Annotated in this window: 26 protein-coding genes; 16 read left to right on the top strand and 10 right to left on the bottom strand. The window is 64.4% G+C overall.

Going from position 1 to position 25,512, the window contains the following annotated elements; all coding sequences use genetic code 11:
• Positions 1 to 151: 151 nt before the first annotated feature.
• Entirely contained in the window at positions 152 to 1,204 is a 1,053-nt protein-coding gene (locus WMC41_RS17220; protein ID WP_432345077.1) for a sugar phosphate isomerase/epimerase family protein, read from the top strand.
• Between the two features lie 178 nt (positions 1,205 to 1,382).
• Positions 1,383 to 2,567 (top strand): Gfo/Idh/MocA family protein, encoded by a 1,185-nt coding sequence (locus WMC41_RS17215; RefSeq protein ID WP_432345075.1) that lies wholly within the window; start codon positions 1,383 to 1,385, stop codon positions 2,565 to 2,567.
• A gap of 49 nt (positions 2,568 to 2,616) precedes the next feature.
• On the opposite strand, the gene WMC41_RS17210 is transcribed toward WMC41_RS17215, so the two are convergent.
• On the bottom strand, positions 2,617 to 3,522 hold the full coding sequence (locus tag WMC41_RS17210) for an HD-GYP domain-containing protein (protein ID WP_432345073.1): 906 nt from the start codon (positions 3,520 to 3,522) through the stop codon (positions 2,617 to 2,619).
• A 215-nt stretch (positions 3,523 to 3,737) separates the two neighbouring features.
• On the opposite strand from WMC41_RS17210, the gene WMC41_RS17205 reads away from it, so the two are divergent.
• Both WMC41_RS17205 and WMC41_RS17200 read left to right on the top strand, forming a co-directional pair.
• On the top strand, positions 3,738 to 5,111 hold the full coding sequence (locus WMC41_RS17205) for a GH1 family beta-glucosidase (protein WP_432345071.1): 1,374 nt from the start codon (positions 3,738 to 3,740) through the stop codon (positions 5,109 to 5,111).
• Between the two features lie 87 nt (positions 5,112 to 5,198).
• Positions 5,199 to 7,388, top strand: coding sequence for a putative bifunctional diguanylate cyclase/phosphodiesterase (locus WMC41_RS17200; RefSeq protein ID WP_432345070.1), 2,190 nt, complete (start codon positions 5,199 to 5,201; stop codon positions 7,386 to 7,388).
• Here WMC41_RS17200 and WMC41_RS17195 read toward each other — a convergent pair whose 3' ends face one another.
• Together WMC41_RS17195 and WMC41_RS17190 are read right to left on the bottom strand one after the other, a co-directional pair.
• On the bottom strand, positions 7,389 to 8,327 hold the full coding sequence (locus tag WMC41_RS17195) for a rhodanese-related sulfurtransferase (protein ID WP_432345068.1): 939 nt from the start codon (positions 8,325 to 8,327) through the stop codon (positions 7,389 to 7,391).
• 49 nt (positions 8,328 to 8,376) lie between these two features.
• Positions 8,377 to 8,862 (bottom strand): CYTH domain-containing protein, encoded by a 486-nt coding sequence (locus WMC41_RS17190; RefSeq protein ID WP_244768217.1) that lies wholly within the window; start codon positions 8,860 to 8,862, stop codon positions 8,377 to 8,379.
• A gap of 154 nt (positions 8,863 to 9,016) precedes the next feature.
• On the opposite strand from WMC41_RS17190, the gene WMC41_RS17185 reads away from it, so the two are divergent.
• From WMC41_RS17185 to WMC41_RS17170, 4 genes are all read left to right on the top strand, one after another.
• A complete protein-coding gene (locus WMC41_RS17185; protein WP_244768218.1) occupies positions 9,017 to 9,655 on the top strand; it encodes a 2-dehydro-3-deoxy-phosphogluconate aldolase in 639 nt (212 codons plus the stop codon).
• 135 nt (positions 9,656 to 9,790) lie between these two features.
• A complete protein-coding gene (locus WMC41_RS17180) occupies positions 9,791 to 10,483 on the top strand; it encodes a tellurite resistance TerB family protein (RefSeq protein WP_432345064.1) in 693 nt (230 codons plus the stop codon).
• Positions 10,484 to 10,580: 97 nt separating this feature from the next.
• Complete coding sequence (locus WMC41_RS17175; protein ID WP_432345062.1) at positions 10,581 to 11,270, top strand: GNAT family N-acetyltransferase; 690 nt, start codon at positions 10,581 to 10,583, stop codon at positions 11,268 to 11,270.
• Positions 11,267 to 11,479, top strand: coding sequence for a hypothetical protein (locus WMC41_RS17170; RefSeq protein WP_288079769.1), 213 nt, complete (start codon positions 11,267 to 11,269; stop codon positions 11,477 to 11,479). The genes WMC41_RS17175 and WMC41_RS17170 overlap by 4 nt, the downstream gene beginning before the upstream one ends.
• Positions 11,480 to 11,507: 28 nt before the next feature.
• Here WMC41_RS17170 and WMC41_RS17165 read toward each other — a convergent pair whose 3' ends face one another.
• The 3 genes from WMC41_RS17165 to WMC41_RS17155 all read right to left on the bottom strand — a co-directional run bounded on the left by WMC41_RS17165 (position 11,508) and on the right by WMC41_RS17155 (position 14,143).
• Positions 11,508 to 12,515 (bottom strand): nickel/cobalt transporter, encoded by a 1,008-nt coding sequence (locus WMC41_RS17165; RefSeq protein ID WP_432345059.1) that lies wholly within the window; start codon positions 12,513 to 12,515, stop codon positions 11,508 to 11,510.
• Positions 12,509 to 13,150, bottom strand: a complete 642-nt coding sequence (locus WMC41_RS17160; protein ID WP_244768223.1) for a DUF1007 family protein — start codon at positions 13,148 to 13,150, stop codon at positions 12,509 to 12,511. The genes WMC41_RS17165 and WMC41_RS17160 overlap by 7 nt, the downstream gene beginning before the upstream one ends.
• An 87-nt stretch (positions 13,151 to 13,237) precedes the next feature.
• A complete protein-coding gene (locus WMC41_RS17155; protein ID WP_244768224.1) occupies positions 13,238 to 14,143 on the bottom strand; it encodes a LysR family transcriptional regulator in 906 nt (301 codons plus the stop codon).
• Between the two features lie 560 nt (positions 14,144 to 14,703).
• Here WMC41_RS17155 and odc2 point away from each other — a divergent pair.
• The 7 genes from odc2 (at position 14,704) to WMC41_RS17120 (ending at position 20,542) form a co-directional block, all read left to right on the top strand.
• A complete protein-coding gene (odc2, locus tag WMC41_RS17150) occupies positions 14,704 to 15,837 on the top strand; it encodes an ornithine/lysine decarboxylase (RefSeq protein ID WP_272806578.1) in 1,134 nt (377 codons plus the stop codon).
• 92 nt (positions 15,838 to 15,929) lie between these two features.
• Positions 15,930 to 16,520, top strand: coding sequence for a GNAT family N-acetyltransferase (locus WMC41_RS17145; RefSeq protein ID WP_432345056.1), 591 nt, complete (start codon positions 15,930 to 15,932; stop codon positions 16,518 to 16,520).
• A gap of 139 nt (positions 16,521 to 16,659) precedes the next feature.
• Positions 16,660 to 17,022 (top strand): transposase, encoded by a 363-nt coding sequence (locus WMC41_RS17140; RefSeq protein ID WP_432343309.1) that lies wholly within the window; start codon positions 16,660 to 16,662, stop codon positions 17,020 to 17,022.
• Positions 17,019 to 17,816 (top strand): IS3 family transposase, encoded by a 798-nt coding sequence (locus WMC41_RS17135; RefSeq protein WP_432343311.1) that lies wholly within the window; start codon positions 17,019 to 17,021, stop codon positions 17,814 to 17,816. Before WMC41_RS17140 ends, WMC41_RS17135 begins: the two co-directional genes overlap by 4 nt.
• A 182-nt stretch (positions 17,817 to 17,998) precedes the next feature.
• Positions 17,999 to 18,685, top strand: coding sequence for an OmpW/AlkL family protein (locus tag WMC41_RS17130; protein WP_432345054.1), 687 nt, complete (start codon positions 17,999 to 18,001; stop codon positions 18,683 to 18,685).
• 114 nt (positions 18,686 to 18,799) lie between these two features.
• Positions 18,800 to 19,825, top strand: a complete 1,026-nt coding sequence (locus WMC41_RS17125; RefSeq protein ID WP_432345052.1) for a serine hydrolase domain-containing protein — start codon at positions 18,800 to 18,802, stop codon at positions 19,823 to 19,825.
• A 270-nt stretch (positions 19,826 to 20,095) separates the two neighbouring features.
• Entirely contained in the window at positions 20,096 to 20,542 is a 447-nt protein-coding gene (locus WMC41_RS17120; RefSeq protein WP_272806574.1) for a glyoxalase superfamily protein, read from the top strand.
• A gap of 77 nt (positions 20,543 to 20,619) precedes the next feature.
• On the opposite strand, the gene WMC41_RS17115 is transcribed toward WMC41_RS17120, so the two are convergent.
• The gene (locus tag WMC41_RS17115) at positions 20,620 to 21,786 is read right to left on the bottom strand and encodes a hypothetical protein (RefSeq protein WP_432345049.1); all 1,167 of its coding nucleotides are present in this window, start codon (positions 21,784 to 21,786) and stop codon (positions 20,620 to 20,622) included.
• Between the two features lie 249 nt (positions 21,787 to 22,035).
• On the opposite strand from WMC41_RS17115, the gene WMC41_RS17110 reads away from it, so the two are divergent.
• Positions 22,036 to 22,320 carry a hypothetical protein gene (locus tag WMC41_RS17110; protein ID WP_272806572.1) on the top strand — a complete coding sequence of 95 codons (285 nt, stop codon included), beginning with the start codon at positions 22,036 to 22,038 and terminating at the stop codon, positions 22,318 to 22,320.
• Between the two features lie 78 nt (positions 22,321 to 22,398).
• Here the strand turns inward: WMC41_RS17110 and WMC41_RS17105 are convergent, their stop codons facing one another.
• The 3 genes from WMC41_RS17105 to WMC41_RS17095 all read right to left on the bottom strand — a co-directional run bounded on the left by WMC41_RS17105 (position 22,399) and on the right by WMC41_RS17095 (position 25,500).
• Positions 22,399 to 23,133: a class I SAM-dependent methyltransferase gene (locus WMC41_RS17105; RefSeq protein WP_244768232.1), complete on the bottom strand. Its 735-nt coding sequence runs from the start codon at positions 23,131 to 23,133 to the stop codon at positions 22,399 to 22,401.
• Positions 23,134 to 23,327: 194 nt separating this feature from the next.
• Positions 23,328 to 24,317 (bottom strand): WD40 repeat domain-containing protein, encoded by a 990-nt coding sequence (locus WMC41_RS17100; RefSeq protein WP_432345045.1) that lies wholly within the window; start codon positions 24,315 to 24,317, stop codon positions 23,328 to 23,330.
• 58 nt (positions 24,318 to 24,375) lie between these two features.
• Positions 24,376 to 25,500 carry a CobW family GTP-binding protein gene (locus tag WMC41_RS17095; RefSeq protein ID WP_288079777.1) on the bottom strand — a complete coding sequence of 375 codons (1,125 nt, stop codon included), beginning with the start codon at positions 25,498 to 25,500 and terminating at the stop codon, positions 24,376 to 24,378.
• Positions 25,501 to 25,512 lie beyond the last annotated feature (12 nt).

Below are 25,512 nucleotides of genomic sequence, written 5' to 3'. Positions count from 1 at the left end.
ACCATGACGGAGAAGAAGGGGCCTAGCCTTGCAAATCGGCATTGCCCACCCCGCCAAACGCCGATAGCTTTCCACGCGCTGCGGTACGTACCGCAAGAATATCGTCGGCCGCCCGCAAGGTGCGGGCCCGGTCCATGGGAGGACGCCACAGATGAAGACGATCAAGGGCCCGGCCCTGTTTCTCGCCCAGTTCGCCGGTGATGCCGCGCCGTTCAATTCCTGGGATTCGATCACCAAATGGGCCGCCGACATCGGCTATAAGGGCGTGCAGATCCCGAGCTGGGATGCGCGCCTCATCGACCTCAGGAAGGCCGCCGAATCCAAGGCCTATTGCGACGACTTCGCCGGCAGGGCGCGCGAGAACGGCGTCGAGGTCACCGAACTTTCCACCCATCTCCAGGGCCAGCTCGTCGCGGTGCATCCGGCCTATGACGAGGCGTTCGACGGTTTTGCGGCGCCGGAAGTGCGCGGCAACCCGAAGGCACGGCAGGAATGGGCGGTGGAGCAGGTGAAGATGGCGCTGACGGCCTCGCGGCATCTCGGCCTCGATGCCATGGCCAGCTTTTCCGGCGCGCTCGCCTGGCCCTTCGTCTATCCCTGGCCGCAGCGGCCGGCCGGCCTCGTCGAGACCGCCTTCGACGAACTGGCACGGCGCTGGAAGCCGATCCTCGACCATGCGGAGGAGAACGGCGTCGACGTCTGCTACGAGATTCATCCCGGCGAGGACCTGCATGACGGCATCACCTACGAGATGTTCCTGGAGCGCACCGGCAACCATGCCCGGGCCTGCATGCTCTACGATCCCTCGCATTACGTGCTGCAATGCCTCGACTATCTCGACAATATCGACATCTACAAGGACCGCATCCGCATGTTCCATGTGAAGGATGCCGAGTTCAACCCGACGGGCCGGCAGGGTGTCTATGGCGGCTACCAGGGCTGGGTGAACCGCGCCGGCCGCTTCCGATCGCTTGGCGACGGCCAGGTCGATTTCGGCGCCGTTTTCTCCAAGATGGCGGCCAACGACTTTGCCGGCTGGGCCGTGGTGGAATGGGAATGCGCGCTGAAGCACCCGGAGGACGGCGCGCGGGAAGGCGCGGAATTCGTCAAGGCGCATATCATCCGCGTCACGGAAAAGGCTTTCGACGATTTTGCCGACGGCGGCACGGACCAGGCGGCCAACCGGCGCATGCTCGGGCTTTGAGGGCTGTCCCTCATCCTAATCCTCTCCCCGCAGGCGGGGAGAGGGTACGTGCCCCACGAATGGCTATTGTTTGAGGAAGACGGCGCGGCATATCCCCTTCGCCCTGCTTGCGGGGAGAAGGTGGCCGGCAGGCCGGATGAGGGGCACCTGCCCCGGAGATACTGTAGGAGGAAACCCCATGGCAATCGAAGGAAGCGCCAGCGAGGCGCGGGAGGGCCGCATCCGGCTCGGCATGGTCGGCGGCGGCTCGGGCGCGTTCATCGGTGCGGTGCACCGCATCGCGGCGCGGCTCGACGATCACTACGAACTCGTCGCCGGTGCGCTTTCGTCTTCGCCGGAAAAGGCGGCGCAGTCGGCCCGCGAGCTCGGGCTCGATCCCGCGCGCAGCTACGGCAGCTTCAAGGAAATGGCAATCCGCGAGGCGAAGCTGAAGAACGGCATCGAGGCGGTGGCGATCGTCACGCCGAACCATGTGCATTACGAGGCGGCGAAGGAATTCCTGAAGCGCGGCATCCATGTCATTTGCGACAAGCCGCTGACCTCGACGCTCTCGGATGCGCGCAAGCTGAAGAAGCTGGCGGAGGAGAGCGATGCGCTCTTCGTTCTGACGCATAACTATACCGGCTATCCGATGGTCCGTCAGGCGCGGGAGATGGTGGCCAATGGCGATCTCGGCGCGATCCGGCTCGTGCAGATGGAATATCCGCAGGACTGGCTGACGGAGGACATCGAGTCGGGCGGCCAGAAGCAGGCGGCCTGGCGCACCGACCCCTCGAAATCGGGTGCCGGCGGCTCCACCGGCGACATCGGCACGCATGCCTACAATCTCGGCTGCTTCGTCTCCGGGCTGGAGCTCGCCGAGCTTGCCGCGGACCTCGACAGCTTCGTGCCGGGCCGCCGTCTCGATGACAATGCCCATGTGATGATGCGCTTCAAGGAAAAGGACGGGGTCGCCGCCAAGGGCATGCTCTGGTGCAGCCAGGTGGCCCCGGGCCATGAGAATGGGCTGAAGGTGCGCGTCTATGGCACCAAGGGTGGTCTCGAATGGGTGCAGGCCGACCCGAACTACCTCTGGTACATGCCCTTCGGCGAGCCGAAGCGCCTGATCACCCGGGGCGGTGCCGGCTCCGGCGCGGCGGCCGCGCGCGTCAGCCGCGTGCCCTCCGGTCATCCGGAAGGCTATCTCGAAGGCTTCGCCAACATCTATTCCGAGGCCGCCCGGGCCATCCATGCCAAGCGCAAGGGCGCACCGGTCGATCCCGCCGTCACCTATCCGACGGTGGATGACGGCCTGAAGGGCATGCTTTTCGTCGATGCCTGCGTCCAGTCGTCGAAGAAGAACGGGGCCTGGGTCAAGGTCTGAGGTTTTCGCCGGATTGCCGGCCGCCGCCCTCCGCGGCGGCCGGCGCCTTTCAGGCGAAAATGCTGCCGAGGCGGATCACCAGTTTCTTGTCGAACAGCTGGCCCCGGTCGAACATCCAGTTCAGCGCGTCGCGCGTGGTCCACGGCCGCTTGTAGGGGCGGGTGCTCGTCAGGGCCTCAAAGACGTCGCAGACCGTGGCAAGACGGATTTCCGGGCTCAGCTTGTCGGCCTTGAGGCCGAGCGGATAGCCGCTGCCGTCCAGGGCTTCGTGATGGTAGCGGCAGATGTCGAGCACGAGGTCGGAGACGTTGGCCTGCTCCTTCAGCAGGCGGTATCCGAGTTCGGGGTGGCCGCGCACCAGACGTCTTTCTTCGCTGTCCAGCCGACCGCTCTTGTTGAGAACGGCGTTCGGGATCATCAGCTTGCCGACATCGTGCAGCAGGCCGGCCACGCCGAGTTCGCGCACCGCGCTTTCATCATGGCCGAGCATGCGGGCAAGCCGCATCATGAGAGCGCTCACCGCCAGCGAATGCACATAGGTCCCCTCGTCCTTCGTCTTTAGGCGCGTGACCTTCAGGAAGACATCGGGGGCGGCGTCGATGCGGTCGGAGATCTCGTCGGCGACCGGCGACAGCGCGTCGATTTCAAGCTGGCCCGTTCGCGCCGCGTCGAAACTGTTGCGCAGCGAGCGGGTTGTTTGCGCCACCGTCTCCAGCGTGCGCCTGCGCTCTTCGGCGGCCTGCGCGGCAGGCGCTATGCCGGTGGCGAGGTCAATGTCCACGGTGCTCTTCTGCGGATTGACCAGGGCATAGGCGGCGGAGGTCGCCAGGATGGCCCGTACGGTTTCGTCGGACTGGATGAGGAAACGTCGCCCGGAGAATTCGGCGTTCGGGCATTCCAGCGATTCCACGAACATGCCCTTCCGCACGAGATGCTTCGCAATTCGTCGTACCACGCCAGTGCCTCCGTCCCGGGCTATCGGCAGTTTAGAGGGCAAGTCCCTAAGTCTTGTTTAAGCAATCCCTGTTTAAGGGCGGCTTTGGAGTCGGCCGCTTCCAGGCGTAAAACCTGGTTCCGGATCCGAAAAAACATTGATTTTTGCGATCCGGAATCATACTGCAACGTTGCAGTAACAAGATTCACACCATTCGCTGCGCGTGAGAGACGAAAATGAACGATCCCAGAATCCTGGCCGGCCGGTTTCCCGGCGACTTCGTGTTCGGCGTGGCGACAGCCGCCTTCCAGATCGAGGGCGCAGCGAAGATGGATGGCCGCAAGCCTTCGATCTGGGACGCGTTTTCCAACATGCCGGGCCGTGTTTATGGCCGTCACAATGGCGATGTGGCCTGCGATCACTACAATCGGCTGGAGGAGGATCTCGATCTCATCCAGTCGCTCGGCGTGTCGGCCTACCGGTTCTCCATCGCCTGGCCGCGCATCATTCCCGAAGGCACCGGCCCGGTGAACGAGAAGGGGCTGGATTTCTACGATCGCCTCGTGGACGGCCTCAAGGCACGCGGCATAAAGGCCTTCGCCACGCTCTATCACTGGGACCTGCCGCTGATGCTGGCCGGTGATGGCGGCTGGACGGCGCGGCAGACGGCCTATGCCTACCAGCGCTACGCGAAAACCGTGATCGCCCGGCTCGGCGACCGGCTGGATGCGGTGGCGACCTTCAACGAGCCATGGTGCTCCGTCTGGCTCAGCCATCTCTATGGCATTCATGCGCCGGGCGAGTGCAACATGGATGCGGCGCTCCATGCCCTGCATTTCACCAATCTGGCGCATGGCCTCGGCGTCGCGGCGATCCGTGCGGAGCGCCCGCAGCTTGCCACCGGCCTCGTCCTGAATGCGCATTCCATCCATGCCGGCAGCGATGGCGAGGCAGACCAGGCGGCGGCAGCGCGCGCCTTCGACTTCCACAATGGCGTCTTCTTCGGCCCGGTCTTCAAGGGAGACTATCCCGAAAGCTTCCTCTCGGCGCTCGGCGCCCGCATGCCGGCGATCGAGCCGGGCGACATGGAGACGATCAGCCAGCCGCTCGACTGGTGGGGGCTCAACTACTACACGCCGATGCGGGTTTCGCACGATCCGGCGGAGGGCGCCGAATTCCCCGCGACCGTGCCCGCGCCGCCGGTCGCCGAGATCAGGACGGATATCGGCTGGGAGGTGTTTGCGCCGGCGCTCGGTGACCTCATCCGCAAGCTTAACGCGGATTACGCGCTGCCCGCCTGCTACATCACGGAAAACGGTGCCTGCTACAATATGGGCGTCGAGAACGGCGCGGTCGACGACCGGCCGCGCCTCGACTATATCGCCGAGCATCTCGGCGTCACCGCGGATCTCATCCGCGAAGGGTATCCGATGCGCGGTTATTTCGCCTGGAGCCTGATGGACAACTTCGAATGGGCCGAGGGCTACCGGATGCGCTTCGGCATCGTGCATGTCGATTACGAGACCCAGCTCCGCACGATCAAGAAGAGCGGCAAGTGGTATGCCGAACTCGCCGGCGCGTTTCGCAAGGGCAGGCATCGGGCCGCCTGAAACCGCCATCTGCCTTGCATTGTCGCGCGCGACGTAAAGGATTCATAACGGTTCTGCCGCATCATCCCCGCTTGGTCGGAGAAGACGATGCTGCGGCTAGCGCGCCACCTTTCAGGCATGATCGGCGCCCGACGACTTGCGGTCGTTCTGGGTGTGCTCGCCTCCTTTGCCGTCGTGGTCAGCCTTGCCACTGTCCTCGTCATGATGGCGCTCGGGTTTCTCGCGAACCGGGCGAACGAACTCGACGAGGAGCGCACGCGCCAGACCGTGTTCGGCGCGCTCTCCACCATGCGCAATTCCATGGTGACCACCGTGCGCGACTATGCCGTCTGGGACGATGCGGTCGCGGCCGTCTATGGCACGCCCGACATGCCCTGGCTCATCGCCAATATGGGTCTTGCCACGGAGGGCGGGCCGCTTTTCGATACGGTTTTCCTGGTCGACGAGACGGGCAGGACGATGCTCGCCTATCGCAACGGTGCGCCCGTTAAGGCCGATGCACGCAGCTATGGCGGCGCCGCCTTCCTGGAGATGCACCGCAAGATCCTGCGCGCCGGGCTGGAGCCGGGCGCGGAACTCGGCGTCTTCCTGCAAACGCCGGATGGACCCGCGGTCGGTGCCGCCTCCGCCATCCGGCCGGTTTCCAGCGCGGTCGAGGCTCCGGCGGAGGCGTTGCGCACGCTCTTCATCATCCGCCACCTGACACCCGCCCGCATTTCCCGCATTGCCGACAATTTCCTGATCTCGGGCCTGTTGCTGGCGGAATCGGCTCCTTCGAGCGGGCCTGCCGTGCCCCTTGCCGATCCGGACGGAAAGACCCTCGGCTTCCTTTCCTGGACGCCGGATGCGCCGGGTAACCAGAGCTATGCGCAGGTGCGCCCGCTCGTGCTTCTGGCGCTCGCCGGAGTCGTCGTCTTCTTCGCGCTCCTCGTGCTGACCGGTGCCGCCTTCGCCATACGCCTCAAGGCGGATGAAAACACGGCGCGGACCCAGGCCCTCACCGACAGGCTCAGCGGCCTCAAAAACCGCACCGGCCTCTATCTCGGCCTTGACGAGCTGACCGCCCGCGCGAGGGCGGAGGAGCGCGACGTCGTGATGCTCTATCTCGATCTCGACGGCTTCAAGGACGTCAACGATTTTTACGGCCACGCGGTCGGCGACAGGCTGATCCGCGGGGTTTCGGCCGGGCTTTCCCGTCTCGTCCCGGCCAAGGCCATGCTGGCGCGCATCGGCGGCGACGAGTTCGCCATCGCCTTCATCGACAGGCCCGACGGGCCGGAGGCCGAGCGCCTCACGCGCTCCATCCTGGATTTCTTCTCCGAACCCTTCGCGATCGGTGAGCGCGTCGCCGTCGTCGGCGCCAGCATCGGCATTGCCGTCTCGCGCAAGGGGGCGGTCGGGGGCGAGGAGCTTCTGCGCCGGGCGGATGTCGCCATGTACCGGGCCAAGCATGCCGGCCGCGGCCGTGCGATGTACTATGAGACGCTGATGGACGACGACCGCGACGAACGGCGGGAAATGGAGGAGGCGCTGAGGGCTGCGGTGGCACGCGGCGAGATCGACGTCATCTTCCAGCCGATCGTCGGGGCACGGAGCCGGACGATCTGCGGCGTCGAGGCGCTTGCCCGGTGGTATCGCGGCGGAACGAAGCCGGTGCCGCCGGATGTCTTCATTCCGCTGGCGGAGGCGACCGGCATCATCGATGCACTCGGCCCGCTCATCCTCAGGCGGGCCTGCGCGGCGGTGCGCAACTGGCCGGACATCGATATTTCGATCAACGTCTCGCCGGCGCAGTTCCGCAATCCCTATTTCCCCGATCAGGCGCTCGGCATCATCGCGGAGGCCGGTATCGCGCCGTCCCGTGTCACGCTGGAGATCACCGAGGGCTACTTCATCCAGAATCCCGGCCGTGCGAAACTCGTCATGGACCGGCTGAAGGCCGGCGGCGTGCGCATCGCGCTCGATGATTTCGGTGCCGGCTTTTCCAGCATCGGCTATCTCATCCGCTTCGGCTTCGACCGCATGAAGATCGACCGCTCGCTCACCGTTGCCGGGGAACAGTCGCCGAAGGGCGGGGCGATGCTGCAGGCGACGGTGGCGCTCGCCGCCTCCTTCGATATGCCGGTAACGGCCGAGGGGGTGGAGACGGCCGAACAGGCCGCCTTCCTGCATCTGTGCGGCTGCGACCAGCTGCAGGGCTATTTCTTCGGCAAGCCGATGAGCGAGAGGGCGATAAGCGACCTGCTGGCCCCGCCCGTCGAGGCCGCGGCCGGTTGACTATTTGCCGAGGTGACGCTCGCCGCGCTTCCTTGCAAGATCCATCTGCATCTGCCGCTGGCGGAAGCGCAGGCGATCCTCCTCGCTGCGCGTTGCATGACAATGCGGGCACGAGACGCCGGCCTCGTAGAGCGGCGAGGCGATCTCTTCCGCGGTCAACGGATGGCGGCAGGCGCGGCAGAGCTTGTGCTCGCCCTCTTCCAGGCCGTGAAGAACGGAGACGCGCTCGTCGAAGACGAAGCAGGCGCCTTCCCAGAGGCTGTCCTCCGCCGGCACCTCCTCGAGATATTTCAGGATGCCGCCCTTGAGGTGGTAGACCTCGTCGAAGCCCTGTTCCTTCATGAAGGCGGTCGCCTTTTCGCAGCGGATGCCACCGGTGCAGTACATGGCGATCTTCGGCTTGTTGTGCAGGCCGGTATGGCCCCGCACCCAGTCCGGGAACTCGCGGAACGTCTTCGTGTTCGGATCGACCGCGCCCTTGAACATGCCGATCGCCGTCTCGTAGTCGTTGCGCGTGTCGATGACGATGGTATCGGGATCGGAGATCAGCGCGTTCCAGTCCTCAGGCGCCACATACGTGCCGACGGAGCGCGTGGGGTCGATGTCCTCGACGCCCATGGTGACGATCTCCTTCTTCAGTCGCACCTTCATGCGCAGGAAGGGCATTTCGGCCGCATGGCTCTCCTTGTGCTCCAGCGCGGCAAATTCCGGCTGGCTGCGCAGGAAGGCGAGCACCTGGCGGATGCCTTCGGCCGGGCCGGCGATCGTGCCGTTGATGCCCTCGTGGGCGAGCAGCAGCGTGCCGCGCACGCCGTTCTCCTCGCAGAGCGCCTGCAAGGGCGCGCGCAGCGCGGCAAAGCGCGGAACCGCGACGAAGTGATAGAGCGCGGCGACAAGAAAGCCGCTGGCGGGGACGGGCGAGGAAATCTCTTGGGTCATGGCCGCCACATACAACCTCGCGGCTTTTCAGGCAATGCGGCGCGGCGGCTCAGGCGAGCTGGTGCAGCCGCGCGCCATCGCTGATGCCGAGCGCCATGGACTGGTTGGAATACTGGCTTTCGCCCGTCACTTCCCGCCCCACCCAGTTGGGCAGCTCCGGTTCGTCATGGATCGAGGCTAGCTCGACCTCGGCGATCACAAGCCCGCGATGGGCGCCTTCATAGACGTCGACTTCCCAGATGTGGCCCTCATGCGGCACCTTGTAGCGGACCTTCCGGATGACATTGCCGATGGCATGGCGCAGCATGTCCTCGGCCTCGTCGCGGTCGATCTCGAATTCGTATTCGTCGCGCACCAGCGCGGTATGCCCGACCTTGAGGGTGATGCGTGCCTGCCCGTTGCCGTAGATGCGGACCCGTAGCGACCGGTCGTCCTGGGCGACAATATAGGCCTGCCGGATGGCGATGCCTTCGTCTGCGAAGGTGCGCCACCGCTGGCCCGACACCAGGAACTTCCGCTCGATCTCTTTCGCCATAGGCTCGCTTTCGCTGTTGGAGATGGGCTTGGGCGAGGGGAAGACTTGCACGATAAGTCTGTCATGACAAGAGAAGCCTTCATGCTTTAGGCTCGACACGACGTCGCAGACGCGCTATTCGGATCTCAATTCAATCGTTTTAAAAGGTCGTGCCATGAGCGAGAAGAACGCCAAGCTCCTTTCCGTCCTGAAGCTGCAGCCGGTTGTGCCGGTGCTGGTCATCGATGACCTTTCGACCGCCGTTCCGCTGGCGCGCGCCCTGGTGGCGGGCGGCCTCAAGGCCATCGAGATCACGCTGCGCACGCCCGCCGCGCTGGAAGCGATCCGCGCGGTTGCCAACGAGGTCGAGGGCGCCGTCGCCGGCGCCGGCACGATCCTCAATGCCGCGCAGTTCGAGGCGGCGGTCGAGGCCGGCTCGCAGTTCATCGTCAGCCCCGGCACGACGCAGGAGCTGATCGACGCGGCTGCCGACAGCGATATCCCGCTGCTGCCGGGTGCCGCCACGGCCAGCGAGGTCATGGGCCTTCGCGAAGAGGGCTACCAGGTGCTGAAGTTCTTCCCGGCCGAGCAGGCCGGTGGCGCCGCCTACCTGAAGTCGCTGTCCTCGCCGCTGGCCGGTACGCTGTTCTGCCCGACGGGCGGTATTTCGCTTGCCAATGCCCGCGACTATCTCTCGCTCCCCAATGTCGTCTGCGTCGGCGGCTCCTGGGTGGCGCCGAAGGACCTCGTCGCCAAGGGCGACTGGGCGGGCATCACGAAGCTCGCCGCGGAAGCGGCGGCGCTGAAGGGCTGAGGCAGGTTCAGCGGATTTGCAGACGGGCGGCCCTTGGTCGCCCGTTATGCGTTTGTAATTGCGGTCGTGCATTCCTATCTTGCCTTGCTGTCGGCCCTTGCGATGACAAGAGAACAAGCGAAACGGAGACCGCCCATGTTTGACGCCAAGAAGTTGCTTGACCAGTTCCTCGGTTCCCAGGTGCCCGGCGCCGGCGGGTCCGTGCGCGACCGTGCCGGCCAGGTGACGCAGCTCGCCAAGGACAACCCGCTTGCCACCATCGCGATTGCCGGCGTCCTGCTCGGAACGGATGGCGGGCGCAAGGTCGCCGGTTCCGCGCTCAAGCTCGGCAGCCTCGCCGCCATCGCCGGCCTCGGCTACCAGGCCTACAAGAACTACAAGGCCGGCCAGAACCCGGTCGAGACCACGCAGGGCACGACACCGGAACTCTTGCCGCCGCCGACCGATTCCGGTTTCCATCCCGAGGCCGTCAGCACCGATTTCGCCCTCATCCTCGTGCGCGCCATGATCGCCGCCTCGCGCGCCGACGGCCATATCGACGAGGCCGAACGCGCCCGCATCATGGACAAGCTGAAAGTGTCCGGCCTTGGCGCCGACGCGGCGCAGTTCCTTGAGGACGAGCTTGCCAATCCGGTGGACCTCGACGCGATCATCGGGGCGGCGAAGACCGAGGAGCAGCGCGTCGAGCTCTACACCGCCTCGCGCCTCGCCATCGAGCCGAAGTCGCGCGCCGAACGCGGCTACCTCGACCTGCTCGCCGGCCGCCTCGGCCTGCCGGACGCGCTGGTCGACCATATCGAGGCGACGGTTTCCGCCGCCACCGTCTGAACCTTTCGGGGGGCGGCCGAACGCCGCTCCCCGTTTTGCGCATTGCGCGGGCAGGGCGCCTGCTCTATCCCTTCGGCAAGACCGAAGGAGAATCCTCATGCGCGATCTCAAAGACTGGAAAGGGTGCCCGCCACCGGCGCCCGTCGTCCTCGAAGGGCGCACCGTGCGTCTGGAGCCCTATGAGCGCGCGAAACATCTCCAGGCGCTCTGGGATGCGTTCGGCGGCATGCAGATCAATCCGCTGCTGCGCTATTTTACGCAGGCCGATTTTGCCGGCATCGAGGATTTCGACGCCTGGTCGGAATCGGTCATCAAGTCCGGCTGGGTGCGCGAGGTCATCATCGACAAGGCGGCCGGCAAGGTCGTCGGCATGGCGCATTACATGCGGCCCGATCCGGCGAACGGCGTCGTCGAGATCGGCGGCATCGCCCATGGCGGCGGCATGTCCCGTTCGCCGCTTTCCACCGAGGCGCAGTACCTGCTCGCCAAGCACGTCTTCGAGGACCTCGGCTATCGCCGCTACGAATGGAAATGCCACAACGGCAACGAGGCCAGCAAGCGCACCGCCGCCCGCCTCGGCTTCACTTTCGAGGGTGTCTTCCGCCAGCACATGCTGTCCAAGGGCGAGAACCGCGACACCGCCTGGTTCTCGATCATCGACGGCGAATGGCCTGTTCTTGCCAAGGCCTTCGACGCCTGGCTCTCGCCCGGCAATTTCGATGCCGGCGGCCAGCAGAAACGTCGCCTCGAAGACATCCGCGCCGAGATCAAGGCGGGCGCGGCATGAGCGGGGAGCGCAAGGGCAAGTCGCCGGCGCTGGCAGCGCTCTTCATCCTGCTCGGAACGGGCGTGGTGTTCTATTTCCTGCCGCGCGTAATGATCGCGCTCGGCGACGTCTCGCCGTGGCTCGCGGGCGTCTTCGGCACGCTGCTCGTGCTCGGTTTCTTCCTGCTCTTCTGGCTCCGGGCGCGCTACCAGCGCAGCCGCGGCAATTAGCGCGCCGGGGAAAACCTGCTGCGCCGTCTCAGCCCTGCAACGCGGCGCCGAGCAGCAGCAATCCCAGCACCATGACCAGCGCGGCGCCACCGATCTCGATGGCGCTGCCGACGCGGGCGGCCGCCGAGCCGTTGCCGGCGAAACGCACGGCCGCGCCCTTGGCCGTAACGGCGAGGGTGGCGAGGATGGAGACGGTGATGGCCGTGCCGATCGACATGGCGACGACGGCGAGCACGCCGCCGAGATAGAGACCGTTCAGAAGCGCGAAGCTGAGCACGATCAGCGCGCCCGAGCAGGGCCTGAGGCCCACGGCGACGATGGCCGACCAGGCCTCGCGCAGCGCAAAGCGTTCGCCCTTCAGCAGCGAGGGATCCGGCGCATGGGCATGGCCGCAGGTCGAGCAGATTTCACCGGCATGGTGGTGGTGATGCGCATGGCCATGATGACCATGATCGTGCACCTCGACCGCCTGGGCGCCGAGCGCCGAGGCCCGGCGTTCCGCCGGCCGCAGCTTCCTGAAGAGCAGCCAGGCGCCGAAAAGGGCGATGAGGGCATAGCTGCCGATTTCGAGCGCCCGGGTGGCGTCGGTCATCGAGACCGTGGTGCCGCGCAGAAAGAGATAGGCCGCCCCGACGAGCAGGATGGCGACGATGCCCTGCAGGATCGAGGAAAGGAAGGAGAGCAAGACGCCCCGCTTCAGCTCGACCTCGTTCGCCAGCATGTAGGAGGAGATGACGGCCTTGCCGTGGCCGGGACCGGCGGCATGGAAGACGCCGTAGGCGAAGGAGAGGCCGACCAGCGTCGAGGCTGCCCAGGGATTTTCGCGCATCTCCTTCAGCGCGCCGGTCATGGCGCGGTAGAAGCCCTGCTGCTGCGCGTTGATCCAGCCGAACAGGCTGCCGAAGGTGCCCGTCGTGTTGAAGCCGGGTTCGGCCGAGCCGATACCGAGCGGCGACTGGGCGTGGGCAAGGCCGGCGGTTGCGGCGATTGCGAGCGTCAGCGTGAGAAGGCCGAGAGCCCGGCCGCGGGTCAGCATGTCAGCTCCAGACGGGTGGCGAAGAGTTTCGACATGTCGGTGCCGGCCGGGTCGTTGAAGAAGGCTTCCGTCAGGCTGTCCTGGTTCTGGGCGAGCACCTCGTCCGGGTCCGGCCGCACGACGGCCCGCTTGCAGGCAGCGAACTTGTCGCCGACGGCGATGAGGTCGTCATCCGAGGCGAAGTCCATCGCGGCATACATGGTGGGATCGTAGACGCCAAAGGTGAGCTTGCCCTTGAGCGGCATGGCCTCGCCCGGCTTGACGGTGAAGAACATCAGCAGCTGGCCGTCCTTGTAGTCGACGTTGATCGCGTCGGGCTTGGCGACCTTGATGGTTTTGCCGTCCTCGGTGATCGTCGTGTAGTAGCTGAACTCTTCCAGCGATTCGAGCACGGTCTGGCCGACTTCCGCCAGCTCGTCCGGGTCGAGTTCGGCGTTGCTGTTCTTGTCGAAATCCATCACGACGCTGGCCGAGAACATCTCGTCGAAACGCCAGACATTGCGCAGTTCGCTGACCGTGCCGTCCTCGCCGGCCACCACCTCCAGCCGCGCCTCCGCGAAGATATGCGGATGGGCGAGGGCCGCAGCCGGGGCGATGATGGCTGCTCCGGCAACGAGGAGGGGGAGGAATCGCATGGGGTATGTCCTCTCGCGGCGGCGTTCAGAATCGACCGGTTGAATGTAACGCAAATGGGTCGGAATTGGGACCTCTCCTCGGCCGCCTCAAGCCTCGATGCCGGGATTGCGGCGGAACCAGCCGTGCAGGAAGTCGACGAAGGTGCGCACCTTCGCCGGCAGGTAGCGACGGTGCGGATAGATCGCGTAGATGCCGCGGTCCGTCGGCAGGTAATCCTCCAGGATCGAGACGATCCTGCCGCTGTCGAGGCAATGACGGGCGATGAAGGCCGGCACCTGCGCGACGCCGAGGCCGCTTGCCGCCGCGCGCACCGCCGCCGTCGGGCTGTTCACCTCGATATGGCCGCCGACCGGCACGGAAAAGCCCGTGCCCTTCTCGTCGATGAAGCGCCAGTTGCTGTGCGACTTGCCGTTGGTGTCGATGATGCAGGGCAGGCGGGCGAGGTCGCTTGGATGGTTGATCGGGCCGACCCGTTCGAGAAATTCCTCGCTGACGCAGATCTTCAGGTAGAAATCGCCGAGCTTGCGCGCGATGAGGGCGGAATCCTCGAGCCGCGTGATGCGGACGGCGACGTCGAAGCCTTCCTCGACGAGATCGACGAAACGGTCGTCCGAGACGATTTCCAGCGACAGTTCCGGATGCTCCTTGCCGAAATCGATGAGCGACTGGCCGATATCGGCGTCGACGAAGGTGCGCGGGGCGGAGACTTTCAGCTTGCCGCGCAGGTCCGTGTTCTTCTCGCGCACGAGATCGGCAAGGTTGTCGATCTCCTTCAGGATGTCGGAGGCGGTGCGGTAATAGGTATGGCCGGCCTCGGTCATCGAGAACTGGCGGGTCGTGCGATTGAGCAGCAGCGTGCCGAGTTCGTCTTCCAGTTCGCGCACATATTTCGAAAGCAGCGCCTTGGATCGGCCGGTCTTGCGCGAGGCGGCGGAGAAGCCTTCGGCGTCGACGACGTCGATGAAGGCGCGAATTCGGGTCAGAGTATCCATGTGTCCCCATTCGGCTGCGGCCGAAACGGTGGCCGGTGCGTTATCAACATGCTCTAGAAAACCAGTCCGGCGAATGTCGTGGCTGCCGGAATATTTTCAATAGCTTTCCGCAAAAAACCTCTTGATTACGACAGCGATTCTTCTTATCTCCCGCCTTGCCCAAAGTCGCACGTGCCTGTGGGTGTCCGCCGACCCTCGAATTGGTGAGGAAATCGGTAAGGTACCTGGAATTAACCCCTCCAGTCGTTTCTCCGGCCAACCGGAAGAGCGAGGACATCTTGAAGCAACGACGGTGCGGGCCTTTCTGGTGTCTGCCGGCTTTCCAACAGCCGGGGTTACTGAAGAGGCACACCTTCATTGCCGGACGTGCGGTCGGGTTCTCCCACCAATCCATGGCAGACAAAGCCGAATTGAAGCCTAGGCGGGCTTCGGTTCACCGTTCGCGCATGATGCGCATGCTTGGTTCCGGGGTCTCCACCGGCTGGTTCCAGAGCGTGCCTGCATTCTGCCCTTTGTCCTCCGGGTTTTCCCGGAGCAACTTGGATATGGGGAATACCGAGATGACCTCTGCACGTATTATCGACTTCCTGAACACCCGACGCCCCGACGGCCCGTGCCTCGTGGTCGACCTCGATGTCGTGCGCGACAATTTCAAGGCATTCCGCCACGCGCTGCCCGACAGCGCCATCTACTATGCCGTCAAGGCCAATCCGGCGCCGGAAATCCTGCGCCTGCTCGCCTCCATGGGCTCCAACTTCGATTGCGCGTCCGTCGCCGAGATCGAAATGGCGCTCGATGCCGGCGCGACCGCTTCCCGCATCTCCTTCGGCAACACGATCAAGAAGGAGCGTGATGTCGCGAAAGCCCATGCGCTCGGCGTCTCGCTCTTCGCCGTCGACAGCCACGAGGAAGTCGAGAAGATTTCCCGTGCCGCGCCCGGCGCGCGCGTGTTCTGCCGCGTGCTGACCGATGGCGAAGGTGCCGAATGGCCGCTGTCGCGCAAGTTCGGCTGCGTGCCGCAGATGGCCGTCGACGTGCTCGTCTACGCTCACCAGCTGGGCCTGACGTCCTACGGCGTCTCGTTCCATGTCGGCTCGCAGATGACGAAGCTCGATGCCTGGGATTCGGCGCTTGCCGATGCCAAGCGCGTCTTCGTGCAGCTTGCCAAGCAGGGCATCGAGCTGAAGATGGTCAACATGGGCGGTGGTTTCCCGACGAAGTACCTGCGCGACGTTCCGTCCGCCGAAGCCTATGGGCAGGCGATCTTCGGCGCGTTGAAGAAGCACTTCGGCAACCAGATCCCGGAAACCATCATCGAGCCGGGCCGCGGCATGGTCGGCAATGCGGGTGTGATCAAGGCGGAAGTCGTTCTCGTCTCGAAGAAGTCCGACAACGACAACCACCGTTGGGTCTTCCTCGACATCGGCAAGTTCGGCGGCCTCGCCGAAACCATGGACGAGGCGATCCGCTACCCGATCCGCACCGTGCGCGATCAGGACGAGATGGAGCCCTGCGTGCTCGCCGGCCCGACCTGCGATTCGGCCGACGTGATGTACGAGAAGAACATGTATCCGCTGCCGATCACCCTTACGATCGGCGACGAGGTCCTGATCGAGGGCACCGGTGCCTATACGACGACCTATTCGGCCGTCGCCTTCAACGGCTTCGAGCCGCTCAAGGCCTACGTCATCTGACCACCTGGCGCTCCCGTCCCTGCGGGAGCGCCAACCTTCACAATTCGTTCCGGATACCGTTTGAATCGGTTTTGAGTGCGGGAGGCCCAGAGATGGCCACTGTTCTTGATTCTGTCCGCGCGTTCTTCGCGCATGCCGCTTTCACCATCGACCTGGAAAACAACGGCGACGTCGTTGCGCGCGAGCGTCTGCTCGACCGCGTCATGGGCGAGGCTCGCTTCCGCAAGTCGTCGGAAAAGATCCGCCGGGGCCGCATGCCGGCCGAAGGCCTCGCGCTCGTCGCCCGCGATGCGGATGGCTATGTCATCGGCACCGTTCGGCTGTGGAATGTCGAGGCGGGCGTCGATCCGGACGGAAACGCCGTGCCGGCGCTGCTGCTCGGCCCGCTTGCCGTCGATTGCGAACACGAGGGCAAGGGCATCGGCGGCGCGCTGATGCGGGCGGCGATCACCGAGGCGCGGGGCCGCGGCCACGGTGCGGTGCTGCTGGTCGGCGATCCGGAATATTACGAGCGCTTCGGCTTCTTCGCCGACAAGGCGCGGCATCTCGTCATGCCTGGCCCGTTCGAGCGCCGCCGCTTCCTCGGGCTGGAGCTGAAGGACGGCTGGCTGACCGGTGCCGCCGGCGTGCTCGTCCCAAGCGGTCGCCGCCGGGTGGCGGCGGAACTGCGCAAGGCGGCCTGAGGACGGGGCCGGCAACCTGCCGGCCCTTTGCCGTTTGATACGTGTCATTGTTTTAATTGGATTGGAGTGAACCCCTCGGACTGGACCACGGGACACGGAAAAACTGATACACTCTGCGGGCCTTAATCGGAGAAGGCTCATGAAGTCCCGAGGTCCATATCGCCGACATTCGACACCGTTCAAATTGCAGCTTTGCCAGGATATCCGAAACGGCGTCATCGGACGGCGCGATGCACAGCGCACCTATAGCGTTTCGGCCAACCTCATCCAGTTGTGGCTAACGCAGTTCGATCGTGGTGAGCTGAACGATGAAGAGGCGGAGGCGAGCGTCATTGCCGAGTACGAGGCCCACATTGCGGCGCTCGAACGTAAAGTCGGCCAACTCACGATGGAGCTGGACCTGGTGAAAAAAACTCCGCGCCAGCCGATCGCCGAAGGCAACGAGAAGTCCTCCATCATCAGCGGTCCCCGGCCTGCTCCGTCAGACGGGGGTGCAAAGTGATCGACCTCCCGAGAAGCACGTTTTACTACCGATCCACGGCAAGGGCTTTGAATCTCGGCGATGCCGAGCTCGTTGCGATCATCGAGGACATCCAGGATGAATTGCCCTGCTATGGGTATCGGCGCGTGACGCACGAGCTTCAGCGAAGAGGCCACTTGGTCAACCACAAGCGTGTCGCTCGCGTCATGCGGGCCAATGGCCTCGGGATCAAGCCTCGCAAGCGGTATGTTCGCACGACGGATAGCAACCACGATTCATCGATCTACCCGAACCTCTATCGCAATGTGATCCCGGCGCGGCCTGACATGGTCTGGGTGGCCGACTTCACGTACATCCGCATCGCCGTCGGCTTTTGCTATCTCGCCGTCATTCTCGACGCTTGCAGCCGGAAAGTCGTCGGCTATGGCCTGTCAAAACGCCTGGATACGCCGCTGGCATTGGCAGCGTTGCGTTCGGCGCTCGAGAACAGAAAGCCTCCACCCGGCTGCATCCACCACACGGACCGCGGATGCCAATACGCAAGTGAGACCTATCGACGAGCGCTCGATGCCGCCGATCTGCAGGGATCCATGAGCGCTGTCGGCAACCCTTATCACAATGCTCAGGCAGAGAGCTTCATGAAGACCCTGAAAGTCGAGGACATCTACATCGCCGGCTACGAGACATTCGCGGATGTGGCCGAACGCTTGCCCAGGTTCATTGAGGATATCTACAATGCCAAGCGGCTGCACTCGGCCCTTGGCTACAGATCGCCAGCAGAATTTGAAGCCCAACTCGCCCAGCAGGCGGCTTAGTTCGAAGCGCCTCGCTGGTCCAGTCCGAGGGGTTCACTCCAGATGATCGTCAAGATTGGCGCGAATATCGCGCCAATCTTCCCATTCGCCTGCCGCTGTTTGATCCATCTCAAAGGAGCCTCGCACCCTGCCGCTCCATAGTCGCCCTCGCAAAGACGAGTCGCGTTTGATGGAGAGACGACATGAAGGGAAATTGGATGGGGCGTGCCGCCCTTGCCGCCGGTCTGGCGCTGCTGGCTGGGCAGGCGTTTGCTGCCGATCTTGAGGAGCGCATGGCGCCGTCCGAGGCGGCCGTTGATTTCGCGGCGCAGAGCCCCTGGCAGATCCGCGTGCGCGGCCTCGGCGTCATCACGAACGATTCCGGCTCGGTGAACGGTATCCCGGGTTCCGACCTCTCCTATACGGATACGGTCATTCCGGAGCTCGACATCTCCTACTTCTTCACCGACAACATCGCGGCCGAACTCATTCTCGGCACGACCTATGCGAATGTCCATGCGGACGGCGCGATCGAGGGCCTCGGCAAGGTGGGCAAGGCCTGGCTGCTGCCGCCGACAGTGACGCTGCAATATCACTTCACCGATTTCGGCGCCTTCAAGCCTTATGTCGGCGCCGGGGTGAACTACAGCCTTTTCTATGAGCAGTCCGGCTCGGGCAGGTTCTCCAATCTCGACATCGAGAACAAGGTGGGCGCGGCCCTGCAGGTCGGCTTCGACTATATGCTGGACGACCACTGGGGCGTGAACTTCGACGTGAAGAAGATCTTCCTCGAGCCCAAATGGAAGGTCGATTTCGACGGCGCGCCGCTCACCGGCAAGGCGAAGCTCAATCCTTGGCTCGTCGGTGCCGGCGTCACCTACCGCTTCTGACGGTGGGATTCCGAAGCGCCCGTCCGCCGCCCGGCAGGGTGGGCGCCTTCAACATTGCGTGAAAGCCGGCGATCGGCCATGAATTCGCGCCGGCCTGCGCCTATGTGCCATGGCATGAGGACGCACGCTCTTATCGCCGGACTTTCGCTCGCGCTCGCCATCTCGTCGCCGCCTGCCGTTCATGCGCAGCAACCGGCCGTCGTGCAGCCGGCGCAGACGATCGCCGAGACGCTGGAGGCTGCCGCCGCGCTGTCGCAGCTAAGGGCCGTCGTCGTGGCGCGGGACGGCGAGATCGTCGCCGAGCGGGGCTATGGCGGCCATACGCCGGCCGAAAGCACCAATATCAAGTCCGCTTCCAAATCGATCATCTCCGCCCTTGTCGGCATCGCGATCGACAAGGGCCTGCTGGAAGGCGTCGATCAGCCGATCGCGCCGATCCTTTCCGGCGACCTGCCGGCGGAGCGCGATCCGCGGCTCGATCGCATCACGATCGGCCATCTCCTCTCCATGCAGGCGGGGCTGGATCGCACCTCCGGCGGCAATTACGGGCGCTGGATCACCAGCCGCAACTGGGTGCGTGCCGCGCTCGCCATGCCCTTCGTCGACGAGCCGGGCGGCCGCATGCTCTATTCGACCGGCTCCACGCACCTGCTTTCGGCCATCCTGACGAAGGTCGGGGGCAAATCCACCCTGCAGCTTGCGCGCGACTGGCTGGGGCCGGTCGAGGGCTTTCGCATCGGCGCCTGGGACCGCGACCCGCAGGGCGTCTATCTCGGCGGCAACCAGATGGCGATGAGCACCCGCTCGCTGCTGGCCTTCGGCGAGCTCTATCGCAATGGCGGGCGCACGGCAAAGGGCGAGCAACTCGTGCCGGAAGACTGGATCCGCCGGTCCTGGACGTCGCGCACCAATTCCCGCTTCTCCAACGACGGCTACGGCTATGGTTGGTTCGAACGCGTGATCGGCGGCAGGACGGTCCATTTCGCCTGGGGTTTTGGCGGCCAGATGCTCTATGTCGTGCCCGATCTCGGCCTGACGGTCGCCATGACCTCCGACGAGAGCGGGCCGTCCGCGCGCTCCGGCTACCGCGACGAGCTGCACGACCTTCTGGCGAAGATCATCGGCACCGCGGAGGGCTGAGGCGGCCCAGGTCGCCGCGCGGCGGTGAAAGGCAAGGCATCCGGCAAGCGCCGACAGCGCGCCGCAGATGCGGTCGAGCCGGCGGCGGATTTGACAGAAGGCCGGCAAGGCCTTATGTGCGAGGGCAAGGGTGAGAGCCCCTGCCGTCCGCGAGCGCAAGCTTTGGTGAAGTCTCTCCTTCGGAAAATCGGTCTTCCAGCATCAGGCATGCGAACCGGTGGCAATGCGGGCTCCCTCCGAAAAGACGCATGCACCGACTGGAGATTCGACATGCGTTCATCATCGACGCCCCTTCCATCGCTTGACGCCTTGAAAGACCAAGCAAAGCGGCTGCGCGCCCGCTTTTGCGAGGACGGCCAGGCCCTTTCCCATTCGCGCGCCCTCGAACTCGTCGCCGCCCAATACGGCTTTCGCGACTGGAACACGCTGCACGCGGCGGCCGGCAACCGGCCACCGTTCAATCCGTGGATGCTTGGCGCGCGCGTGCGCGGCCACTATCTCGGCCAGCCTTTCGACGCGCAGGTGCTGGGCGTGCAGGCGCTGACCGGTCAGCCCGGCCGTTACCGCATGGTGCTGCATTTCGACGAGCCGGTCGATGTGGTGACCTTCGACAGCTTTTCCGCTTTTCGCCAGCGCGTGCATTGCACCGTCGATGAAACGGGCAGGACCATGGAAAAGACCTCGAACGGCCGACCGCATCTCGAACTCGAATGGTGAGGCCTTTCGGCTTCATGCAAAAGCGTGAAGACAAAGAATTGCAGCGTTTTCGCGATTCGAAGAAAAGCGGGAATGGTCTAAAACGAACCGGCAAACCGCACTGCAAGGCCGTCGATCTTGAAATCGGCGGCCTTGTCGTTTTCGCGGCGCACGAGATGGCTGTATTCCAGCGCCATCGTTGCGCCTCTGGGCAGCGTATAGGTCAGCGTGGCGGCGACCGACTTCGTGCGCGTGCGGTAGTCGTAGTAGAGCCAGTCGCTATAGGCCTGCTCGTAGGCGAGCGTCAGCTTCAGTTTTTCCGTCACCGCCTTTTCCAGCGAAAGGCCGACCGTGCGCACATCCTCGGCGAGCGGATCGTCGATATCGACGAGGCGGAGGTCGCGTGCCAGTTTTGCCTTCAGCACGGCCTTGTGCGGCAATTGCCAGGCCGCCTCGCCCTTGAAGAAGGGACGGGCGCGTTCGACGGTCGTGCCGAGATAGGGGCTGGCGATGCCGACGACGCCGGCCTCGGCCATCAGGGTGATGCCGTTGCCGTAGGCCCGGCCATAGGCGAGCGACCCGCGCAACGTTTCGGCCGGAAAGCGACCGAACGTCCTGCGCTCGGAACCGGCAATGCGGCTCGCCCTGTATTGCAGCGTGGCGCCCGCCTCGCCGCCGAGCAGCGGACGGATCTGGCCGCCCGTGAGGTCGAACAGGCTGTAGCCGGCGTCGAGCTGGGTCGGCTTCAGGCCGGCAAGCGTGAAATGCGCCTTGCCGCGGTCAAGGTTCGAGAGGGTCGCGGTCAGGTGGTTGCGGCCGCCCCAATGGTCGACCGTCAGGCCGGCGCTTGCCGTCGCGAAGACATCGTCCTTGCGATAGCCGATCAACGCACCGGGCAGGGCGAGAAAGATATCGCCCGTGCGCCGGTGCTCAAGTCCACCCTTCAGGGTGAGCTTCGCCGACTTGCTGAGATCATGGGCGTAGCCGAATTCGATCCCGGCCGTGCGTTGGTCCGCGAAACGATATTTCGGCACACGCCGGGCACTCATGTTCAGCGCGTAGGCGAACTGGGAGCCCTCCAGCGCCAGGCTGCCGCGCAAGCCGAGTTTCGCCTCGCCGAAGGCGGCCGAAAGATGGGTCGGATCCTGAAAAATATTCGACGTCCAGCCCATGCCGGTCTTGTAATCGACGGTTGAATCGGCTTTTGCCGGGTTGTGTCCGGCCAGCATCGCAGCCGCACAAAGGAAGCCACCAAGAAAGCGCATCAGATCCTGTTCCTGTCCGTTTCTGGAACAGAATCCTAGGGTTGCATGGTTAAAGATTCCCTCAATGGTTGATATTAAACTTAATAGCGCAATTTATGCTACCTGAAATTGATTTTGGTTGGGAATTGTTAAACTTGTCTACGTTATGGTTAACTCTTTGCTATGATTGGGAAATCGGGTTGAGTAAATCGATGCTTATATTACTTTCGATTGCGTACCAGAGAGGTACACAACCGAAGGAGAGAGAGCATGAACAAGACCCGCATCATCGCCATCGCAACCGTCTTCGCAATCGCCGGCGCCGGCCAGGCATCGGCCGGTGGCCTGCTTGGCGGCCTCGGCATCCTGAACAACAACAAGACGGGCAGCGTGGTGATCGCCCCGAGTGTCGGCGTCGGCGAAATCCTCAGCGACAACGATAACAACAAAGTGCTGAACGGCGTGCTCAACGGCACCCTGTCGGGCATCCTCAACGGTAATACGCTGGGCATTCTCGGCGGCAGCGACTGCGGCTGCAAGAAGCGCAAGCACTGACCGCACCATCCCCGCCCTTGCGGTCCGTGGGCCCGGGAGAGCGCTGCTCTCCCGGGCTTTAACCGTTCGGTGCGGCGGTTACCTGCGCTTCAGGACGCCGATGCCGAGGAAGTGGCCGTCGACCGATTCGTATTGCTGGGTGAAGTCCCAGGCTTCGAACTCGCTTTCGGCCTGCTTGATGTAGTTCCAGAAGAGCGTCGTGCCGGCGCAGGCCTGCGAGGATATGTCGTGATGCACGATGATGCCGGCCTGCTTGCGCACCATCAGGTGGTCGTACATCACGCCGTGCAGCGAATGGTCGCCGTCGATGAACACCATGTCAGGCTTGAACGAGCGCAGGTAGTCGCCAACCTGCTGGGAGGTCGACAGGTCCTGGATGTAGTGCACGGGCGTGGAGGAGATTTCCCGATACTTTTCGATGAACGGCGTCGGCTCGATCGGATCGATGGCGAGGGAAAACTCCAGCGGCGCGCCGATCTTCTTCAGCCATTCGTTCACCAGGATGAACGTTCCGCCCCACCGGCAGCCGATTTCCGTGAAGTTGCGGACCTGCCGGGCATTGTGGGACAGCCAGACGAGATAGCGGGCGAGCTGGGAAGGATACTGCCACAGGTGCAGGCCCTTGCCGAAATAGGGGGAAAGCTCGTTCGGCTGCTGTTCGAGATATTCGTCGTTCAGGCCGAGTTCGGGGATCAGCTGCCGCTCGATGTACTGGATGTCGTAGCATTTCGCGCTGGGCAGGTTGCGGATGGTTTCTATCGCGCTTTCCACCGAGCCGGAGATGCTCGCATAATATTGGTATTTCTCAATCATCCGAACCGTCCTTTGGTACGCGCAATTGGCCGCCTTCGCGTGGGAGACGGCTGCGCGGGGGATCGCGGCCCGTCGGGCCCGATCCCGGTAAAAAAGCAAGGTTGTTTCGCGAGCGCATGGCTGCCCGGCCCCCGGAAATCCCCTTGGGACCTCTAGAGGCGCAGGCTTGCTTCAAGCTGATGATGGTGCCTGGCTCAGCCGGCCAGGTCGATGACGCCGCAATCGCCGGCTTCGCTGGCGAAGGCGAGGAGCTTTCCGTTGCCGCTCCAGGCCAGGGAGGTGACCGCGCCCTTGCCGGGGCGGCGCAGCAGCACTTCGCGGCTGTCGGCAAAACGGGCGGCCAGCACCATGCCGTCGGAATAGCCGATGGCGACGACCTCTTCCGCGGGATGACAGGCGACGCAGGTCACCATCACGTCGGCGCGGGTGCCGAGTTCCAGCGGTGGCTTGCCCATCGGCCCGTCCTTGGCGGAGAACGGCCAGACGATCGCCGCCGGTGCGCCGGACGAGGCGAGCCATTTGCCCTTCACCGACCAGGACAGCGACTTCACCTTGGCCGGATAGCCCGTCATGCGCATGTGGCGCGTCTCGGCGCCGGGCTTGGTGTCGAGCTTCCAGCCATGCAGGGCGTTTTCCTGCATGCTGGTGACCACGAAGCGGCCGTCGGGCGAGAAGGTGATGCCGGTATGGGCGCCTTTCCATTCGAGATCGACCGGCTGGCCGGCCATTGCCACCCAGTGCAGCGAGGCGCCGTTGTAGCGCGCCACGCCGATGCGCAGGCCCTTCGGCGCGAAGGCGATGCCCTCGACCGAGCGGCTTTCGGCGCACTCCTTGATCGTGCCGTCGGCAAGGCGGACGCGCGCCGTGCGCCCCTCGGCAAAGCCGACCGCGCCCTGCGGGCCGGCGGCAACGACGGAGATCCACTTGCGCGGCACTTCGGCCAGAAGCGTCGCGGTGCCGTCGGCGGCGATGCGCTGCACCTTGCCGTCCTCGCCGCCGGTGATCAGCGTGCCGTTCGCCTCGTCGCGAATGCAGGCGAGCAGCCCGTCATGCGCCTCGGTGACCTTCTCGCCGTGGTCGAGGCGGTGGATGGCACCGGAGGCGGTGGCGAAGAACGGCACGTCGCCGAGGAAGGCGGCCGCGACGACGTGCCCGTCGAGATCAAGAGGCGCGACTGTCGGCATCAGGTCTTGTCTTTCATGCGCAGGACGGTATCCGAAAATCGCTTCACACGGTCCGGCATCATGCTTTCTGGGCCTCGCAGGCCTTGAAGGTGCGCTCGATCTTCTCGCGGTCGAGATCGCGGCCGATGAAGACAAGCCGGCTTTCGCGCGTCTCGCCGTCCTTCCAGGCGCGCTGGTGGTCGCCCTCGACGATCATGTGCACGCCCTGCACGACATAGCGCTCGTCATCGCCGGCAAAGGCGATGATGCCCTTGAGACGCAGGATGTTCGGGCCGTCCGTCTGGGTGATCTTCTGGATCCAGGGGAAGAAGCGGTCCGGGTTCATCTCGCCGCCGCGCAGCGAGATCGACTGCACCGTCACGTCATGGATCGGCGAGACGCCGTGGTCGTGGTGATGGTGGTCATGATCATGATCGTGGTGGTGATGGTCGTGATCATGGTGGTGGTGATCATGGTCGTGGTCGTGACCATGATGGTGATGGTCGTGGCCGCAATCGGGGCCGCAGACATGGTCCGGATGGTCGTGGTCGAGGAAGTGCGGGTCGTTTTCCAGCGCCCGCTCCAGGTTGAACGCACCCTGGTCGAGAACCTTGGAAAGGTCGATTTCCGAACGGGTGGTGCGGTGGATGCGGGCGGACGGGTTGATCACGCGCACGGTCGCCTCGATCCGGGCCAGCTCTTCCGGGCTGACGAGGTCGGTCTTGTTGATCAGCACGACGTCGGCAAACGCGATCTGGTCTTCCGCCTCGCGGCTGTCCTTCAGGCGCAGCGGCAGGTGTTTTGCATCGACCAGCGCCACGACGGCGTCGAGCTCAGTCTTCTGGCGCACGTCGTCGTCCATGAAGAAGGTTTGGGCGACCGGCACCGGATCGGCAAGGCCCGTCGTTTCGACGATGATGGCATCGAACCGGCCGGGGCGGCGCATCAGGCCTTCCACCACGCGGATCAGGTCGCCGCGCACGGTGCAGCAGATGCAGCCGTTGTTCATCTCGTAGATTTCCTCGTCGGACTCGACGATGAGGTCGTTGTCGATGCCGATCTCGCCGAATTCGTTGACGATGACGGCATATTTCTTGCCGTGGTTGTCGGTCAGGATGCGATTGAGCAGCGTCGTCTTGCCGGCGCCGAGATAGCCGGTGAGCACGGTGACGGGAATGGGCTTGGGAAGGGCTGTTTCGGTCATGGGAACCTCGAG

The sequence above is a fragment of the Shinella yambaruensis genome (assembly GCF_050859155.1).
Classification (GTDB): domain Bacteria; phylum Pseudomonadota; class Alphaproteobacteria; order Rhizobiales; family Rhizobiaceae; genus Shinella; species Shinella yambaruensis.
Note: the sequence above shows the minus strand (reverse complement) of the source record. Positions and strands in the feature narration are given on the sequence as shown.

Excerpts from the sequence above, each read along its gene's own strand:
- WMC41_RS17180 (WP_432345064.1), top strand. The coding sequence starts at position 9,791 with ATGTTTGACGCCAAGAAGTTGCTTGACCAGTTCCTCGGTTCCCAGGTG.
- WMC41_RS17205 (WP_432345071.1), top strand. The coding sequence starts at position 3,738 with ATGAACGATCCCAGAATCCTGGCCGGCCGGTTTCCCGGCGACTTCGTG.
- odc2 (WP_272806578.1), top strand. The coding sequence starts at position 14,704 with ATGACCTCTGCACGTATTATCGACTTCCTGAACACCCGACGCCCCGAC.
- WMC41_RS17140 (WP_432343309.1), top strand. The coding sequence starts at position 16,660 with ATGAAGTCCCGAGGTCCATATCGCCGACATTCGACACCGTTCAAATTG.
- WMC41_RS17155 (WP_244768224.1), bottom strand. The coding sequence starts at position 14,143 with ATGGATACTCTGACCCGAATTCGCGCCTTCATCGACGTCGTCGACGCC.
- WMC41_RS17095 (WP_288079777.1), bottom strand. The coding sequence starts at position 25,500 with ATGACCGAAACAGCCCTTCCCAAGCCCATTCCCGTCACCGTGCTCACC.
- WMC41_RS17195 (WP_432345068.1), bottom strand. The coding sequence starts at position 8,327 with ATGACCCAAGAGATTTCCTCGCCCGTCCCCGCCAGCGGCTTTCTTGTC.
- WMC41_RS17160 (WP_244768223.1), bottom strand. The coding sequence starts at position 13,150 with ATGCGATTCCTCCCCCTCCTCGTTGCCGGAGCAGCCATCATCGCCCCG.
- WMC41_RS17220 (WP_432345077.1), top strand. The coding sequence starts at position 152 with ATGAAGACGATCAAGGGCCCGGCCCTGTTTCTCGCCCAGTTCGCCGGT.
- WMC41_RS17165 (WP_432345059.1), bottom strand. The coding sequence starts at position 12,515 with ATGCTGACCCGCGGCCGGGCTCTCGGCCTTCTCACGCTGACGCTCGCA.
- WMC41_RS17175 (WP_432345062.1), top strand. The coding sequence starts at position 10,581 with ATGCGCGATCTCAAAGACTGGAAAGGGTGCCCGCCACCGGCGCCCGTC.
- WMC41_RS17125 (WP_432345052.1), top strand. The coding sequence starts at position 18,800 with ATGAGGACGCACGCTCTTATCGCCGGACTTTCGCTCGCGCTCGCCATC.
- WMC41_RS17115 (WP_432345049.1), bottom strand. The coding sequence starts at position 21,786 with ATGCGCTTTCTTGGTGGCTTCCTTTGTGCGGCTGCGATGCTGGCCGGA.
- WMC41_RS17145 (WP_432345056.1), top strand. The coding sequence starts at position 15,930 with ATGGCCACTGTTCTTGATTCTGTCCGCGCGTTCTTCGCGCATGCCGCT.
- WMC41_RS17170 (WP_288079769.1), top strand. The coding sequence starts at position 11,267 with ATGAGCGGGGAGCGCAAGGGCAAGTCGCCGGCGCTGGCAGCGCTCTTC.
- WMC41_RS17185 (WP_244768218.1), top strand. The coding sequence starts at position 9,017 with ATGAGCGAGAAGAACGCCAAGCTCCTTTCCGTCCTGAAGCTGCAGCCG.
- WMC41_RS17130 (WP_432345054.1), top strand. The coding sequence starts at position 17,999 with ATGAAGGGAAATTGGATGGGGCGTGCCGCCCTTGCCGCCGGTCTGGCG.
- WMC41_RS17100 (WP_432345045.1), bottom strand. The coding sequence starts at position 24,317 with ATGCCGACAGTCGCGCCTCTTGATCTCGACGGGCACGTCGTCGCGGCC.
- WMC41_RS17190 (WP_244768217.1), bottom strand. The coding sequence starts at position 8,862 with ATGGCGAAAGAGATCGAGCGGAAGTTCCTGGTGTCGGGCCAGCGGTGG.
- WMC41_RS17200 (WP_432345070.1), top strand. The coding sequence starts at position 5,199 with ATGCTGCGGCTAGCGCGCCACCTTTCAGGCATGATCGGCGCCCGACGA.
- WMC41_RS17215 (WP_432345075.1), top strand. The coding sequence starts at position 1,383 with ATGGCAATCGAAGGAAGCGCCAGCGAGGCGCGGGAGGGCCGCATCCGG.
- WMC41_RS17110 (WP_272806572.1), top strand. The coding sequence starts at position 22,036 with ATGAACAAGACCCGCATCATCGCCATCGCAACCGTCTTCGCAATCGCC.
- WMC41_RS17120 (WP_272806574.1), top strand. The coding sequence starts at position 20,096 with ATGCGTTCATCATCGACGCCCCTTCCATCGCTTGACGCCTTGAAAGAC.
- WMC41_RS17105 (WP_244768232.1), bottom strand. The coding sequence starts at position 23,133 with ATGATTGAGAAATACCAATATTATGCGAGCATCTCCGGCTCGGTGGAA.